A 16,062-nucleotide genomic window follows, 5' to 3' on the forward strand; every position below is an offset into this window, starting at 1 on the left:
GGATCGTCCCGCTTAATGAACAGAGGGTGAAGTGAAGGCAAAGGTTTCGGCATGTTCGTGCGATGCGGGCCTGCGGCCGCTGCTGACCCCCCATGCGTAGATGCCCCACAGAAACAGCAGGAAGGCCACCAGAAGGGGGATGTTGCGCAGCGTTTCCATGGACAGGTCACGATCAAGCCATGAAAAGCCGATCATGCCGATGTAATAGGCAAATATCCAAAGGGAGCGCCCGTGGTCGCCCGCCATCGTCCGCCGCCCCGCCTGCGTGGCCAGCACATACACGATGCCAATCACGATCTGGGCGGAAAGCAGCCATGCCACCGTGGTCCATCCAGCCCACAGGATGATGAAGGATGACAGCACGAAGGTCAGTGGACCAAGCACGGCAAGGTAGCGCAGGCGGAACGGGCGCCGCAGTTCGGGAATGGTCTGGCGGAAGGACGCCAGGATGACCGGCGCGAAGGCGTAGCTCATGACAATGGTGGTGGATACGATGCCGACAAGGCTGCTCCACGAAGGAAAGGGCAGCGTCCAGAATACGCACAGCCCGAATGAAAGGCGCAGCGCCACCTTCTGGCAGGTCGTATCGCGCTTCAGCCCCGTTTCAAGCAGCCATGCCTGCATGACCCGGCATGTGGAACTGAGATAGACATTCGCCGTCCCCATGGGGGAAAGGCACGCATCGAACAGCACCAGACGCGCCAGCCATATTGCCCCGGCCAGTACCGTAATGTCGTGAAAGGGCAGGGGGAACCGCTCGCGGACCCCAAGCCAGCCATCCTGCAGCAATGTATGCGGCAGGTTCCCCATGAAGATGGCCTGAAGGGCGATATAGACCAGCGTGACGAAACCCACCGACAGGCACAGTGCCGCGGGCACGTTTTTCTGCGGATTACGCACTTCCCCCGCCGCCGACACGATGGATGTCAGCCCCAGAAAGGAAAACATGATGCCACCGGTGGAAAGGGCTGCCATGATGCCGTCCGCCATATGTCCGTTTGCAAGCGGCACATGAAACGGTGCGAGCGAAAAACTGCGTGACAGCACGATTATGACAAGTGCGGGCACCAGAAACTTCAGAACTGTAACAATATTGTTAACCCATGCGAAGGACTTCGCATTGGATGTATTGAGCCAGTAAATCGCGCACAGCACCAAAAACTGTACAAGCCACCCCACTGCGGACGGCCCCCCGCCCGGCGCCCCCAGAAAGGGGAACCATGTGCAGGCATACTGTCGCGCCGCGACCAGCTCAATCGAAACGATGCTGGAAAACGCGATGATGGTGACAGTCCCCACCATAAAGCCCAGAAAACTGCCATGCGACAGGTAGGGATAGCGCGCGACCCCGCCGGTAAGTGGAAGGGCTGCGGCCAGTTCGCTGTAGATCAGCCCCAGCAGCAGGGCGATGATACCGCCGCACAGCCATCCGATCATCGCCCCCGGCCCGGCCATGGTGGCGACGGGAGAAGCCGCGAACAGCCAGCCGGAACCGAATGTTGCCCCGCAACCGATCAGGATCAGGTCGAACAGGGAAAGCGTGCGCCCGGATATGTGTGTCGCGTTGCTGTCTGGTGAACTCAACTGCGTAACCTCACTGCTGCCTGCGTGGCGGGCGGTGGCGCCGGCCCGGTGGAATGATCCATGCCCGGAACATTACGATATGACATTGACATTTGTATTACAAGTTCCCTAAACCTGTCATGTCACTTTATGGCGCACGGGTGCGCAGTCACCGTGGCTTTCAAAAAAAGGATTGGCGTGGAATGGGCGGAGCCAGAACCTGTCAGGTCGGTGTCGATATCGGCGGTACCTTTACCGATATCGCCCTTGAGGTGGACGGGCGGTTGGAATCAACCAAGGTCCTGACGGATTACGAAGCACCGGAACGCGCCATCCTGAAGGGATTGCGCGAGGTCTGTGCCACGGCGGGTATTGGCCTGTCGGATATCGGCGTTGTCATTCATGGTACCACGCTGGCCACCAACGCGCTGATCGAACGGCGTGGCGCGCGCACGGCGTTCATCACGACCGAAGGCTTCCGCGATGTGCTGGAAATGCGGACCGAAAACCGCTTTGAACAGTATGACCTCAATATCGTCCTGCCGCCGCCGCTGATCGAACGCGCGGACAGGTTCGTGGTGCGTGAACGCCTTGATGCAGGCGGTAACGTGCTGCTGCCGCTGGACGAGGCGCAGCTTGCGGGTGTGGTCGATGCCATCGCGGCGGGCGGGTATGAAAGTGTCGCCATCGGTTTCCTGCATGCCTACGCAAACGGGGCGCATGAACGCCGGGTGCGTGAAGCGCTGCTGGAGCGTATGCCCGCGCTGTCGGTTTCCATTTCATCCGAAGTCTCGCCCCAGTTCCGGGAATTCGAGCGGTTCAACACCGTCTGCGCCAATGCGTATGTCAAACCGGCCATCAAATCCTATCTGGATCGTCTGGTGGCGTCGCTGAAGGTGCTGGGGATCGGGTGCCCGGTTTACATGATCCACTCGGGCGGGGGCATCATCTCGGTCGATCACGCGGCGGAATTTCCGGTGCGTCTGGTCGAATCCGGTCCGGCCGGTGGCGTCATCTTTGCGGAATATGTGGCCCGGCGGCATGGGCGCGACCAGGTGGTTTCCTTCGATATGGGGGGGACGACGGCGAAAATCTGTCTTGTGGAGGATTTCGCCCCCCGCACGGCCAAGACGTTCGAGGTCGCGCGGACCTGGCGCTTCCGCAAGGGCAGCGGCATGCCGATTTCCATTCCCGTGGTGGAAATGGTGGAAATCGGGGCCGGGGGCGGGTCCATCGCCAGCGTCGACAACATGCGCCAGATCCGGGTGGGTCCGCGCAGCGCCGCATCCGAACCCGGTCCCGCCTGCTATGGGCGCGGCGGGGTGGAGCCGACCGTAACCGATGCCAACCTGCTGCTGGGCAAGCTGGACCCGGACAATTTCGCCGGCGGGTCGCTGACCCTGTCACGCGAAGGGGCGATCAGCGCCGTGGATGCAAGGATCGCCAGCCTGCTCGCACTGGACACGCAGGCCAGCGCCTATGGCATCTGCGAGGTCGTGGACGAAAACATGTCCAACGCCGCCCGCGTGCATGCCGTGGAAAATGGCAAGGACATTTCCGGCTTCACCATGATTACCTTTGGCGGCGGCGGCCCGCTGCATGCGGCGCGGCTGTGCGAAAAGCTAGGCATTTCCTCTTTCATCGTGCCGCCCGGCGCGGGGGTGGGATCGGCCATCGGCTTTCTGCGCGCGCCGTTCGGTTACGAATCCGTGCGTAGCGCCGTGGTGGCGCTTGCGGATTACGACACGCAGCGCGTTGCCGCCCTGCTGGATGCCATGCGCACGGAAGCTACGGGTTTCCTCAACGCCATTGATCCCGCCATCGTGCCGGTCATCGAATGCACCGCGTTCATGCGGTATGAAGGGCAGGGGTGGGATATTCCCGTCCGCCTTCCGCTGGAAACATTCAGCACCGGCCGCACGCAGGAGATACTGGCTGCGTTCGGAAGCGAATACCGTCGCTACTTCGGCCAGACGATTGATGGCGCGCGCAGCGAGATCATAAGCTGGGCGCTGCGTGTCAGCTCACCCCCCGTCCGTGTCGATGTCGCCCGGGCGGTCAGCCACACGCAGCCCGTGCAGCCAAAAGCGCATCGCCCCCTGTTCGATGCCGCCAGCCGGGGCTTTGTCGATGCGGGCATCATCGACCGCCGCACCCTTTCGGTCGGGGATGTGGTGCGGGGCCCCGCCATCATTGTCGAACCCGAAACCACGACCATCCTGACAACCTGTTTCACGGCAACGGTGCAGAGCGACGGCTGTCTGCTCGCCACCCGCCATTGAGGAGCGATACATGAGCGACGCTCTCGCAGATATCCACATGCAGGTCATGTGGAACCGCCTGATCTCGGTTGTGGAGGAACAGGCGCAGACCCTCATCCGCACGGCGTTTTCCACCAGTGTCCGTGAAGCGGGCGACCTGTCCGCCGGTGCGTTCGATCTGGAAGGCCGCATGCTGGTGCAGGCCGTGACCGGCACGCCGGGGCATGTCAACGCCATGGCGGAATCGGTCGGGCATTTCATTACCGATATCGGGCGCGAAAATATCCGCGAAGGGGATGTCTACATCACCAACGACCCGTGGAAGGGCACCGGCCACCTGCATGACATCACCATCGTCACCCCGTCCTTCCATGGCGGGCGTCTGGTGGGGTATTTCGCATCTACCGCCCATGTGGTGGACGTAGGTGGCCGTGGCTTTGGCCCCGATGCGAACGAGGTGTATGAAGAAGGGCTCTTCATCCCCATCATGAAGCTGTTCGATGCGGGCCGGGTCAACGATACCCTGGTGCTGATGATCCGCAACAACGTGCGCGAGGCGGACAAGGTGGTGGGCGATATTTTCGCCCTGACCGCCTGTAACGCGGCAGGCCACCAGCGGCTGGTGGACATGATGCGGGAATTCGCGCTGGATGATCTGGAGCGTCTGGGTGGTTTCATTCTCAGTCATAGCGAGCGCGCGACGCGTGAAAGTCTGGCCAGCCTGCCGCACGGCACATGGACCAACAGCCTGCTGCTGGATGGATATGACGAACCTGTGGCCCTGCATGCGGCCCTGACCATCGGGCCGGAGGGTGTGCATGTCGATTTTGCCGGGACATCCGGCCCAAGCCGCTTTGGCATCAATGTGCCTCTGGTTTACGCCAAGGCTTATGCCTGTTACGGCATAAAATGTATCGTAGCCCCGGAAATCCCCAATAATTCTGCCTCCCTCGCGCCATTTTCCGTCTCGGCGCCGGATCACTGCATCCTCAATGCGCAGCGGCCCGCCCCGGTATCGGTGCGGCATGTGCTGGGGCATTTCGTGCCTGATCTGGTGCTGGGGGCGCTGCATAAGGCCCTGCCTGACCGTGTTCCGGCGGAAGGGGCGGGTTCGCTTTGGAACCTGCATATGAGCCTGCGCCCGCTGCCCGGCATGGAAGGAACGGGCAGGGGGGCGGAAATCCTCATGTTCAACAGTGGCGGCACGGGTGCGCGGCCCACGCTGGACGGGCTGAGCGCTACGGCGTTTCCCAGCGGCGTTCACACCATGCCGGTCGAGGCGACCGAAAGTGTCGGCCCGGTCATCGTCTGGCGCAAGGAACTGCGCGAAGGCTCTGGCGGCGCGGGTGAGTTCCGTGGCGGCCTTGGCCAGTCCATGGAAATCGAGGCGGCGGAAGGCTACTCCCTGCGGTTTTCGGCCATGTTCGACCGTATCAGCCACCCGGCGCGCGGTCTGGCTGGCGGGCAGGACGGCGCGCCGGGGGCTGTCACGCTTGATGATGGCACCATCATGCGCGGCAAGGGTCAGCAGCAGGTGCCACCGGGGCGCAGGCTCCGGCTCGATCTGCCCGGCGGCGGTGGTTATGGTGACCCCGCGAACCGTGCCCCCGCTGCGGTCGAACGTGACCGTCACAACGGTTATCTGGGGGCGACCCCTTCGGGCAATGTTTAACGACAGGGGCATAGGGCACGACCATGCGTTTTGAAAATCGACGGGCATCGTCGATCCAGCTTTCGGCCTCCATGGTGGTTTCCATGGCCGCGCGTGCGCTGCGGGCGCAGGGGCGGCAGATTGTTGACCTCTCGCTGGGGGAACCGGATTTCAATACCCCGGATAATGTGATCGAAGCCGCAATCCGCGCAATGCGCGACGGGGTCACGCATTATACCGGCCCCAGCGGCCTGCCGCAGTTGCGTGAGGCCATCGTGGCCAAACTGGCGCGTGAAAACGGGCTGGATTACACGCCCGAACAGATCTCCATCGGCGTGGGCGCCAAGCAGATCCTGTTCAACCTGTTCATGGGGGTGCTGGAAAGCGGGGACGAGGTCATCATTCCAGCACCCTTCTGGGTATCCTATCGGGACATGGTGGAATTTAACGGCGGCAGGGCGGTCGTGCTGCCCTGCGGGCTGGAAAGCGGGTTCAGGCTGACACCCTCGCAACTGGCGGCGGCGATCACGCCCGCCACGCGCTGGGTCATGCTCAATACCCCGTCCAACCCGTCCGGGGCGGTCTATGGTCGCGCGGAACTGCAGGCGCTGGGGCAGGTGCTGGCGGCACATCCCCAAATCGGCATCATATCGGATGAGATATATGAGCATATCCTGTTCGGGGATACGCCGTTTGTCTCCTTCGCTGCCGCCTGCCCGGAACTGAAGGACCGGACCATCCTGATCAATGGCGTATCCAAGGCCTACGCCATGACCGGCTGGCGGCTGGGCTATGCCGCCGCCCCGCCGGGTTTTGCCCGCATGCTCAACAAGATGGAATCACAGGTTTCGACCTGTCCGTCCTCCATCTCGCAGGTGGCGGCGGCTGAAGCGATGAATGGTCCGCAGGACTTCCTGCACATGGCAGGGGCCGCCTATGCGCGCCGTCTTGCCATCGTGATGGAAGGACTGGCGGGGATCGAGGGGCTGCAGGTCTGCAAGCCTGCGGGGGCTTTCTATGTCTTTCCCGAATGTTCGGCCTTCATCGGGCGCAGGACGCCCGATGGCCGCCGGATCGAAAACGATGTCATGCTGGCGGAATACCTGCTGCATGAAGGTGGGGTTGCGACCGTGCCGGGTGCCGCGTTCGGGCTTGAACCCTATATCCGCCTGTCCTTCGCCACGTCGGAAGAACAGTTGCGGATCGCCATGGCAGCCATGACGCGAACCCTTGGTTTGCTGGAACAGGAATAAGCGCATCATGTCCAAATATAATCGTGTCCTCATTACCGGGGCCGCAGGCGCCCTTGGGCGGCAGCTTCGCGTATCGGGCCTGAAACTGGCCCCCCATATCCGGCTGACGGACCGTTTTCCCTCTGCCGATCTGGCGGCGCATGAGGAAGACCGCGTGGCTGAACTGGCCGATTTTGGCGCGGTGCTGGATGCCGTACGCGGCTGTGACGCGATCGTGCATCTGGGTGGGCAGGCGATTGAGGGGACATGGGATTCCGTGCTCAATTCCTCCATCGTCGGGACCTATAACGTGTATGAGGCCGCCCGGCAGTGCGGCGTAAAGCGTATCGTCTATGCCAGTTCGATCCATGCGGTCGGGTATTACGAACGCACCCAGACAATCGACGCCAGCGCACCGACACGGCCCGACAGCCTGTATGGGGTATCAAAGGCATATGCCGAAAACCTGTCGCGCTATTATTTCGATAAATTCGGGATCGAGACGGTATGCCTGCGTATCGGGTCGTGCTTTCCCGAACCGACCGACCGGCGGCACCTGATTACGTGGCTGTCGTACCGGGATTTTCGCCATCTGGTGGAAGTCTGCCTTGACGCGCCGCGTGTGGGGCACATGATTTCCTTTGCCACATCGGCAAACAGCCAGTCGTTCTGGGATAACCGGCTGGCGTCCGTTCTGGGTTACGCCCCGCAGGACAATGCCGATACCTACCGCGATGCCGTTTTTGCCCGCACGGAACAGGGCGATCCCGATGATCCGGCAGTCCGCTTTCAGGGCGGCAGTTTCTGCGCGGCCGGTCATTTTGAAGATCCGGCATAGGGGGCATGGCCATGTCCGATCTCCGGTCTTCCTATGATGTCGTTATTGTCGGCGGCGGCGTAGTCGGAAGTGCTACGGCCTATTTTCTGGCCAGCAACCCCGACTTTACCGGCTCCGTCCTCGTTGTGGAAAAGGACTGGACGTATGCGCGCGCGGCAACGTCCCTGTCATCCAGTTCGATCCGCCATCAGTTTTCCAATCCGCTGAATGTGCGCATGTCCATGTTCGGGACGGAATTCATCCGCCAGTTTCCCGAACTGACCGCCGTTGACGGTAAGGGCGATGATCTGGCGCTGCATGAAAATGGCTACCTGTTTCTGGCGAATGACCAGCGCGGCAGCGACATCCTGTCGCGTAACCGCGCCACACAGGCCGCATGTGGCGCGCAGGGCGTGCTGCTGACGCCGCGGGAAGTGGCAGCACGTTTCCCATGGCTCAATACCGATGACCTGACCCTTGCCAGCCTTGGTCTGGCGGGCGAGGGATGGTTCGACAATACCGGCTTCCTGTACGGGCTGCGTGTAAAGGCCCGTGCGCTGGGTGTCACCTATATTGAAGACGAAGTGACAGGCGTGACGGGGCAGGGCGGCAGGGTTGCGTCCGTCACCCTGAAAAGTGGCGCGCAGGTGGGCTGTGGCACGCTGGTCAACGCCGCCGGCACGCGCGGCAGGCGCATTGCGGAAATGGCGGGGCTGTACCTGCCGGTCGAACCCCGCCGCCGCAGCCTGTTTGTGGTGGACTGTCGTACCTCGCTACCGGGCAGGGTTCCCCTTACGATTGATCCCACGGGTGTCTTTTTCCGCCCGGAGGGGCGCTATTACCTGATGGGTACCGTACCAGACCCTGACCCGGCAGTGGACCCGGATGATTTTGCCGTGGCGCACGATGAGTTCGAGGAGCAGATCTGGCCCGTTCTGGCTGAACGTATTCCCGCGTTCGAGGCCCTGAAAGTCGTGAACTCATGGGCCGGGCATTACGATTACTGCACGCTGGACCATAACGTTATTGTCGGTCCGCATCCGGAAGTTTCCAATTTCCTGTTTGCCAACGGCTTCAGCGGTCATGGCCTGCAACAGTCCCCGGCGATAGGCCGCGGCCTGTCCGAATGGATCACCTATGGCGGGTTCCGTTCCCTTGACCTGTCTCCGCTGGGTTATGCGCGTGTGGTAAGCAATACGCCGTTCCTTGAGGAAGCCATTATCTGAATACCGTGCGGGGCAGTCGTGACCGGCTGCCCCCCGGATATGCTGGCAAACCGTTATGTACCGGCAATCTGTTCCAGCAGCCATTTATGGAACATGCCCAGTGGCGCCGACATCGCGCGCGACAGGGGGCGGACGAAATAATACGCATCTTCCGTCGGGATGGCATTGGCGACCAGTTCGATCAGCGTGCCATTTTCAAGTTCGTCCTCAATAAGAAAACGCGGAATAAGCGCGCATCCCGCCCCGGCGGAGGCTGCGCTGACGATAAAGCTGAACTGGTCGAATAACGGGCCATGCAGGGTCGTTGCATCGACTTCCTGTGCGATGAACCAGCGTTCCCACGCATCGGGACGCGATACAAGGTGAAGCAGCGGCGCATTAAGCAGATCCTGCGCTTTTCTGAAATTGAGCTGCGCCAGCAATCTGGGGCTGCATACTGGCACGACCTGTTCGCGCATCAGGAAGGACAGGTCCGCCCCCGGCCACTCCGATGGCCCGAAATGGATGGCCGCATCCAGCGTGTCGCCCGCGAATTCAAAGGGTGACAGGCGCGTATACAGATTGACCGTGATACTGGGATGCCGCGTCATGAAATGACCCAGCCGGGGCGTAAGCCACTGGGTGCCGAAGGTGGGCAGCACCCCCAGATTGATGGTGCCCCCGGTTGGATTGGCGCGGAAGGCGAGTGTCGCGGTGGAAATATGCCGCAGCGCATCGCGGATTTCGCGCGCATAGACTTCCCCCGCCTGCGTCAGTCGTACCATCTGCCGGTCACGGATGAACAGTTCCGCGCCCAGATGGTCCTCCAGTGCGCGGATATGTCGGCTGACCGCGCTCTGGGTCAGGTTGAGTTCATCTGCCGCGGCGGTGAAGCTCTCATGCCGTGCGGCGGCCTCAAAGGAATAAAGCAGGGATGTGGAAGGAAGAAAACGCCGCGCAATGGCCATGGAGTCAGTTTCCGCTGGGCTGAAGGATGATCCCTGCAAGCCCCCTGTCTGGTGGCAGGGGCTTACCGGATGCCGGGACCGCCGACAGGGAACATCATCGACCCCTTCCCGAAGGGCAACCATTTTATGGATCTGTCGCACGCCGCCTGACGACCTGACATGCTTGAAATTATGGTGCCGTTACTTCACCTGTCAGGGCAGGAACCGGATATGGACTTCCATATTACAGCGCAGCAGGGTGCTGTTTCAGACACTTGAAGCAACTTTCCAAATAGTGGAAAAACTTTCCTGTTTGCGTCATCGTGTGGGGGCAGAAACTTCTTGACCATCCTGTGCGTTACCACACGATGGCCCCCAGGGCGCAGGGTCGCCATCTGCCATATGGATTGTTTTTGTACGACTATGACGTTCGTATACTTATAAACTTAGCTGATATAATAGGCGATGTTTCGTTATTACGGAACGATAACAACATGTGTCGCTTTTACAACATGATGCCCTGCATGCGTACGGACCCATAAACATTTCGGTTGGCGACCAAACAAAAACTGTTAAACAGTTTTTTAGATAAGGCGACACGTGGGGACGACCATGAAGAAAATGGGCATGAGACGGGCATTACTGCGGTCCGGTGTTGGGTTTGCAGCCGCCCTGACGGTGGGTCTGGTGTTCGATTTACCCACCGCCCATGCCCAGGTTTCGGTATTCAAAAGTATGGAAAAAAGTGATTCCGACATGGCCCGCTGGCTGTCTGGAATTACGCTGACCGGCCAGATCGAAGGGGGCATCATGGCGAACCCCGCGCGTCCCCAGCCGGGTTACAACTTTGGTGACTTCTTTGCCGATCACGCCAATCAGGTGCAGCTCAACCAGGCGGAATTCACGCTTCAGAAAGCCATCGACCCGTCAAAGGGCGGCTACCAGATCGGTTTCACGCTGGAAGGCATGTATGGCTCGGACGCGCGGTACTATCAGCTTCTGGGCGTCAGCGCGCATGAATGGAATGCCCGTTACCAGTTGATCCCGGCGCAGGCCCATGCCGATGTCCACCTGCCATGGGCAACCAAGGGCGGGCTGGACATGCATGCTGGTATCCTTCAGGCCCCGATGGGGGTGGAAACACTCGATCCCACAACGCGTCCGTTCTATACCATTGCCTATACATCGGAATATTCCGTGCCGTTCCAGCATATCGGCGCCATGTTCAACTGGCATGTAACCGATATGGTGGATGTAACGTTCGGTATCGATACCGGCAACCAGACATCCTTTGGCCGGTCCGACAATAACAACGCGCCGGCGGGCTATTTCGGCTTCAACCTGAACGGGCTTGCGCATGGCAAGCTCAACATCATCGAACTGAGCCGCGTCGGGCCGGAAAACTCCCGTTATTCATCCGCAGGCGGGCGCTATGAAGCCGATCATGCCGAACGGTTCTGGAATGACATCAATGCGACCTACGCCGTCAATGACCGCCTGACCCTGACGGGGGAGTTCAACTATATCCACGATGAAGGGCTGAACGGCATCCGCAGCAATGGCGATTTCAAGGCCGCCGATGCCGAAAGCTTCGTCAGCTTCCTGAGCTATAGGATCAACAAGGTACTGACCTTCAATTACCGTGGTGAAATCTACCGCGACAACAATAACCTGATGGTGTCCACCTTCATCGGCAACAACGCCTATATGGACGGGATTTCCGGTCGTTCCAGCCCCGGCGATGCGCTGATGCCCGGCCCGACCGGCCATGGCACGACCTATGGCGAAATGACACTGGGCGTGACCTACAAGCCGGATCTGGGCCACCATGTGCGTGTGTTCATGCTGCGGCCTGAAATCCGCTTTGACCGTTCGCTCAACGACACCACGCCCTTTAATGGCGGGCGTAATAACGGCATGTTCACCTTCGGTGGCGATGCGGTAATCGGTTTCTGAGTCCCGAAGACCGGGAAGGTCATATGCGCCTTCGGTTCACCTGCTGCCGGACGACCGCCTTTTGAGTGGGTGCGCTGCTGAAATTCATATATTTGCGCGTGGTCGTGTGGGGGGTGTTCCCGCAGGGGGGGGCATATTCCGGGCGCAACGTTTTGTGCCGGGCGATCCGTCCGGTCTTCATGTGTGTATGCGTCGTGATTCCCCCATGTCTCTGCGACACGTGCTGTTTCCACCGAATTTGAATTCGCCGCTTAAAAGCCGTTTTCAGGATACCGCGCGCCAGCCGCAACCGATGCGCGTCGTATAATGAGCGAAACCTTACTTGCCGGATAAAGGCCCGCGCGCTGACTGAGGCATGCGCGTATGAACCGCATGCTGATTTGCCGGACTGCGTGTTCCGGTTTGGTTTTTTTGTATAAATCTGCGGATTATCTCTACCGTGGTTATGAAACCCGGTGCGGATGTACCAGCAAATCTTTTCCATCATTCGGTTATGGGCCGGGCACTGTCTGTCCGGATCGCTGCCGTGATTCCAGTTGGCCCGGACAGGGAATGATGTCCGCTGGCCGGGATGCCTGTGCGATTTTGGAAAACCAGCTATTGCATATACTTGCGATTTCGTAATGATACGAATCAGGTTCAAAACCATCTGGTCCCACCCGACAGGAAGCACCGGATGGCTGCGTGGGTGCTTTTCATCATACGGCTGGAGCGCGCCGGGGCGCTTCCTGCGATTATGGAGGACGAATTGGCTTTATATGTAGCCGTCCCGCCATCATGCCGATCTCTTTCTGCCGGTTCTCGCCCGAACGGACACGGGGCAGGGTGGGGGGAGGATACGGCCTCTGCCCATTTTCCTGCATCGGGGATGATACGGATGCCACCTTTTGGGTACAACGGATGGCAGCGGCCATGATGGCGGGACGGCCTGTGCGCATCGTCGTCATCGGGGCAGGTATCGTGGGGCGTGTCTGCGCGCTGCGCCTGCGTCAGACCGGGGCGGATGTCACGTTGCTGGATTCAGGAGAACATAGGCCCGCATCATGGGGCAACGCGGGTCATATCGCAGCAGAATACGTCACGCCCTTTGCGGACGCGCGCATCCTGCCCGGCGTGCCGCGCACGCTGTTCCCGCGTGGTCCGATTGTGCTGGACTGGCGTCATCCCGTCATGCTGGGAACATGGTTCGCCCGTTACCTGTATGCGTGCCGACCCAGCCAGTTCCGTGCCGCATCGGTCGTTCTGCGCGATCTTATGGCCCGCGCCCTACCGGAATGGCAGGATCTGGCAGCGGAACTGGGGCGGCCTGACCTGCTGGATACCACCGGCACATACAAGCTGTGGGAACGACCCGGTCCGGGCATGGCGACCTGCCTGCGCGGCGATTACGGCAGCGTGGTGACACAGGCCGTGCCGGATGCCGAACGTGCCCGCTTTGCCAGCCAGCTAAGCGTGCCGGTTGCCGGTGCGGTGCATTTTCAGGGCACGGCACAGATGCGCGACCTGCGACAGGTGCTGGACACAGTGATGGAAGGCTTCGTACGCGCAGGCGGACAGGTCATGCGTGGCCGCGCCCGGTCCATCGCCCATCAGGGCGGCCGTCCCACGGTCTGGACCGATGACGGCCCGCTGGAAGCCGATCAGGTGCTGGTGGCCTGTGGCATCGGTTCCGCCGCCGTGCTGCGCAGGCAGAAACTGCGTGTCCCGCTCATGGCGGAACGCGGCTATCATCTGGAATGGGATCATGGCGGACGGTGGACCCTGCCCAATATCGTATTTGAAAATCGCAATGTTGTCGTAACCCGCTTTGGCGCAAGGCTGCGCGCCACATCCATTGCCGAATTCACCCGCGCGGATGCGCCGCTTCAGCCGCGCCGCTGGGAATGGCTGGAACGCCATGTGTCCGAACTGGGGCTGCCCGTGGCATCGCCCTTCAGCCGCTGGGCGGGATCGCGGCCATCGCTGCCCGATTACATGCCCGCGCTGGGGCCGGTGCCCGATGCGCCGGGCGTTTTCGCGGCCTACGGACACCAGCATCTGGGCCTGACGCTTGCGGCTGTAACGGCGCGCATCCTGACAGCGCAGATGGTTACACCGGCGCAGGCGGGTGAGGTGTCCCCCGCCGCCCTGCGTCCCGGTCGTTTTGGCGGTTGAGCGCAACTGTCTGTATTCCATTCCCCGCAACGGAGAACACGGCTTGACCCCTGACCCCCATTGCCCGGCTGTCCAACCTGATGACCGCGTGCGACTGGATGCCATGCCGCTGCGCCGGTTCCATTTCCTCACCCTGTTTGCGACATCGGGGGGACAGTTCTGTGATGGCTATGTGCTGGGAACGATCGGCGCGGCCCTGCCGGGCGTGGAACACGCCATGCGCTGTAGCGATGTGTGGATCGGCGCGATCGGCAGCGCGTCGCTTGCCGGGCTGTTCCTTGGCTGCCTTCTGGTCGGTCCGCTGACCGACAGGCTGGGGCGGCGCAGGCTGCTGCGGGTCAACATGCCGCTGTTCCTGATCCTGTCCATCGTGCAGGCGCTGACGACATCGCCGCTGCAACTGGTTCTGGCCCGGATATGTCTGGGGGCCTGTCTGGCGGCGGATTATGTGGCGGGGGCGGCGTATCTGTCGGAATTCGCGCCCCGGCGATTGCGGGGCCGTTTTCTTGCCTTCATGATCATCGGGTGGTCGGCGGGGTACAGCATGGCCAATATCTTTGGCATGTTTTTCACGCTGCATGGGGCGAATGGTTGGCGGCTATGCCTGTTCAGCAGCGCCATTCCTGCTTTCGTGGTCATGATCCTGCGACTGTTCCTGCCGGAATCCCCGCGCTGGCTCATGGCGTGCAATCGCCCGGACGAGGCGCAGGCCGTGCTGGATGGCTGTTTCCCCAAGGATCGCGTTTTTGTGGTGCAGGCGGTCACAAAACCGGATGAAAACTGGCGCGCCGTGTTTTCTCCGCCCTGGCGTGTAAGGCTGGGTGTGGGCATCGGGTTCTTTGTGGCTCAGGTCGTGCCCTATTTCTGTATCGGGACATTCCTGCCCGCCCTGTTCACAGCGCTGGGTGTGCGGGATATCTATACCGGCGGTATTGTCTTCAACCTGTTCCTGCTGATCGGGTCTTCCAGCGCATTGTGGCTGGTTGACCGCCTGACGCGGCGTACTTTCCTGATCGGCAGTTTCACCATTGCCGCGGCACTGCTGACGGGGGTGGCCTTTGCATCGTACCTGCCGGTGCTGATGACGCTGGTGCTGTTCGGGCTGTTCGCGCTTACCCTTTCGGCGGCGACCTCGCTGGAAATGGTGTATCTGCCGGAACTGTTTCCGGTGAACCTGCGTGGGGTAGGCGTAGGCATCGCCACGGCTTGCAGCCGTTTTGGCTCGGTGATCGGGACCTTCGTTCTGCCTGTGCTCATGCGGGTGATCGGCACGCCCCTTACGTTGGGCATATGCGTGCTGTTTCTGGTTGCGGGTGCGGGGCTCTGTGCATTATGGGCACCTGAAACGCAGCATGAAGTTCTGTAGGTAGGCTTGCCTGACAGGGTCAGGGCACATCAGGTTCCTAACGCGGGCGGCAGAATGCAGGCGGAAGTGATGCGCCCGGTCATTTTTCTGTGGGTGTGCAGATGACTGGGGGGCGACCCAAGGGGTAGCGACCAGTCAGCTACATCCCATTTCCCGATTTTTTTCTTGATGTTTATTGCGCAGAAAAACCGTTGCCGCTGTGGGATTTCTTACCCTCAGCGGCAGGTTTCTGCCTTGCCATAAACACTGAGCAAACCCGCTCCGGGCCGATCTTTTTCTACTTTGGCCCGGTGTCGAGATGCCGGATCAGTCCTTCATGAATGCACGATGGCCCCTTCGGTTTCAGACCGGTGGATCGATATGTGGTCATGGGGACCCGAGGGCAGCAAATTCATTTATCCGGCCCCGTGGTGCGCCCCTGCGAGGGCGGATCGCTTGCGGGGAAGCTTTCATCCAGCGCTTCATCACGACCTTCGTCCTCGTGCTGTTCTTCGGGTGTAGGGGGCTTTTCCCGGTCGGGCTTCGTTGTGTCGGGCATGGTCTGGATTCCTTGCTGAACATATTCACCATCCGGCTTCATGACGCTGCCGGTCCGGTAATGAAGTGGCGGCGGGGGAGGTGCTGGTGTATCAAAGGGAAACGGCTCATTCGGAATACCGGGCGGATATTCCCACGGAAAGGGCGGGCTGGGCGGTGGTAAGGGCGGCTGGCCCGATACTTGGGTGAAGGGTGTCAACATTGCGGTTCTCACTCGGGTTGTTCATGGAAAACAGGAAGCTGTAGCCTGTCTGCCCACCGATCGAGCCTGCCTGTGTCATGGGCCTTGCGGTGGTCGCCGTTGGCGGAAGCGGTCTATGCCGACCTGACGTTCCGCTCCGTCTATCCGCCCTTGCCCAGCGGCAGCGGGGCG

At 61.0% G+C, this 16,062-nt stretch carries 12 protein-coding genes; 8 read left to right on the top strand and 4 right to left on the bottom strand.

Going from position 1 to position 16,062, the window contains the following annotated elements; all coding sequences use genetic code 11:
* Positions 1-12: 12 nt before the first annotated feature.
* A complete protein-coding gene (locus KSAC_RS01205; RefSeq protein ID WP_132303742.1) occupies positions 13-1,584 on the bottom strand; it encodes an APC family permease in 1,572 nt (523 codons plus the stop codon).
* 182 nt (positions 1,585-1,766) lie between these two features.
* Between KSAC_RS01205 and KSAC_RS01210 the strand changes: the two genes are divergently transcribed.
* The 5 genes from KSAC_RS01210 to KSAC_RS01230 are packed head-to-tail and all read left to right on the top strand — an operon-like array spanning position 1,767 to position 8,750.
* A complete protein-coding gene (locus tag KSAC_RS01210; RefSeq protein WP_132303744.1) occupies positions 1,767-3,845 on the top strand; it encodes a hydantoinase/oxoprolinase family protein in 2,079 nt (692 codons plus the stop codon).
* A 10-nt stretch (positions 3,846-3,855) separates the two neighbouring features.
* On the top strand, positions 3,856-5,496 hold the full coding sequence (locus KSAC_RS01215; protein ID WP_132303746.1) for a hydantoinase B/oxoprolinase family protein: 1,641 nt from the start codon (positions 3,856-3,858) through the stop codon (positions 5,494-5,496).
* A 23-nt stretch (positions 5,497-5,519) separates the two neighbouring features.
* A complete protein-coding gene (locus KSAC_RS01220; protein ID WP_132303748.1) occupies positions 5,520-6,728 on the top strand; it encodes a pyridoxal phosphate-dependent aminotransferase in 1,209 nt (402 codons plus the stop codon).
* A gap of 7 nt (positions 6,729-6,735) precedes the next feature.
* Positions 6,736-7,545, top strand: coding sequence for an NAD-dependent epimerase/dehydratase family protein (locus tag KSAC_RS01225; protein WP_132303750.1), 810 nt, complete (start codon positions 6,736-6,738; stop codon positions 7,543-7,545).
* 11 nt (positions 7,546-7,556) lie between these two features.
* Positions 7,557-8,750 carry an NAD(P)/FAD-dependent oxidoreductase gene (locus KSAC_RS01230; protein ID WP_132303752.1) on the top strand — a complete coding sequence of 398 codons (1,194 nt, stop codon included), beginning with the start codon at positions 7,557-7,559 and terminating at the stop codon, positions 8,748-8,750.
* A gap of 53 nt (positions 8,751-8,803) precedes the next feature.
* Here KSAC_RS01230 and KSAC_RS01235 read toward each other — a convergent pair whose 3' ends face one another.
* Positions 8,804-9,697, bottom strand: a complete 894-nt coding sequence (locus KSAC_RS01235) for a LysR substrate-binding domain-containing protein (protein ID WP_118963417.1) — start codon at positions 9,695-9,697, stop codon at positions 8,804-8,806.
* 714 nt (positions 9,698-10,411) lie between these two features.
* Between KSAC_RS01235 and KSAC_RS01240 the strand changes: the two genes are divergently transcribed.
* The 3 genes from KSAC_RS01240 (at position 10,412) to KSAC_RS01250 (ending at position 15,152) form a co-directional block, all read left to right on the top strand.
* Entirely contained in the window at positions 10,412-11,632 is a 1,221-nt protein-coding gene (locus KSAC_RS01240) for an outer membrane beta-barrel protein (protein WP_243705335.1), read from the top strand.
* A gap of 900 nt (positions 11,633-12,532) precedes the next feature.
* The gene (locus KSAC_RS01245; protein WP_243705252.1) at positions 12,533-13,786 is read left to right on the top strand and encodes an NAD(P)/FAD-dependent oxidoreductase; all 1,254 of its coding nucleotides are present in this window, start codon (positions 12,533-12,535) and stop codon (positions 13,784-13,786) included.
* A gap of 43 nt (positions 13,787-13,829) precedes the next feature.
* Complete coding sequence (locus KSAC_RS01250) at positions 13,830-15,152, top strand: MFS transporter (RefSeq protein WP_132303754.1); 1,323 nt, start codon at positions 13,830-13,832, stop codon at positions 15,150-15,152.
* 391 nt (positions 15,153-15,543) lie between these two features.
* Here the strand turns inward: KSAC_RS01250 and KSAC_RS17170 are convergent, their stop codons facing one another.
* The gene (locus tag KSAC_RS17170; protein WP_165927262.1) at positions 15,544-15,690 is read right to left on the bottom strand and encodes a hypothetical protein; all 147 of its coding nucleotides are present in this window, start codon (positions 15,688-15,690) and stop codon (positions 15,544-15,546) included.
* 106 nt (positions 15,691-15,796) lie between these two features.
* Entirely contained in the window at positions 15,797-15,970 is a 174-nt protein-coding gene (locus KSAC_RS17175) for a hypothetical protein (protein ID WP_165927263.1), read from the bottom strand.
* Positions 15,971-16,062 lie beyond the last annotated feature (92 nt).

The organism is Komagataeibacter saccharivorans, assembly GCF_004348195.1.
GTDB lineage: Bacteria > Pseudomonadota > Alphaproteobacteria > Acetobacterales > Acetobacteraceae > Komagataeibacter > Komagataeibacter saccharivorans.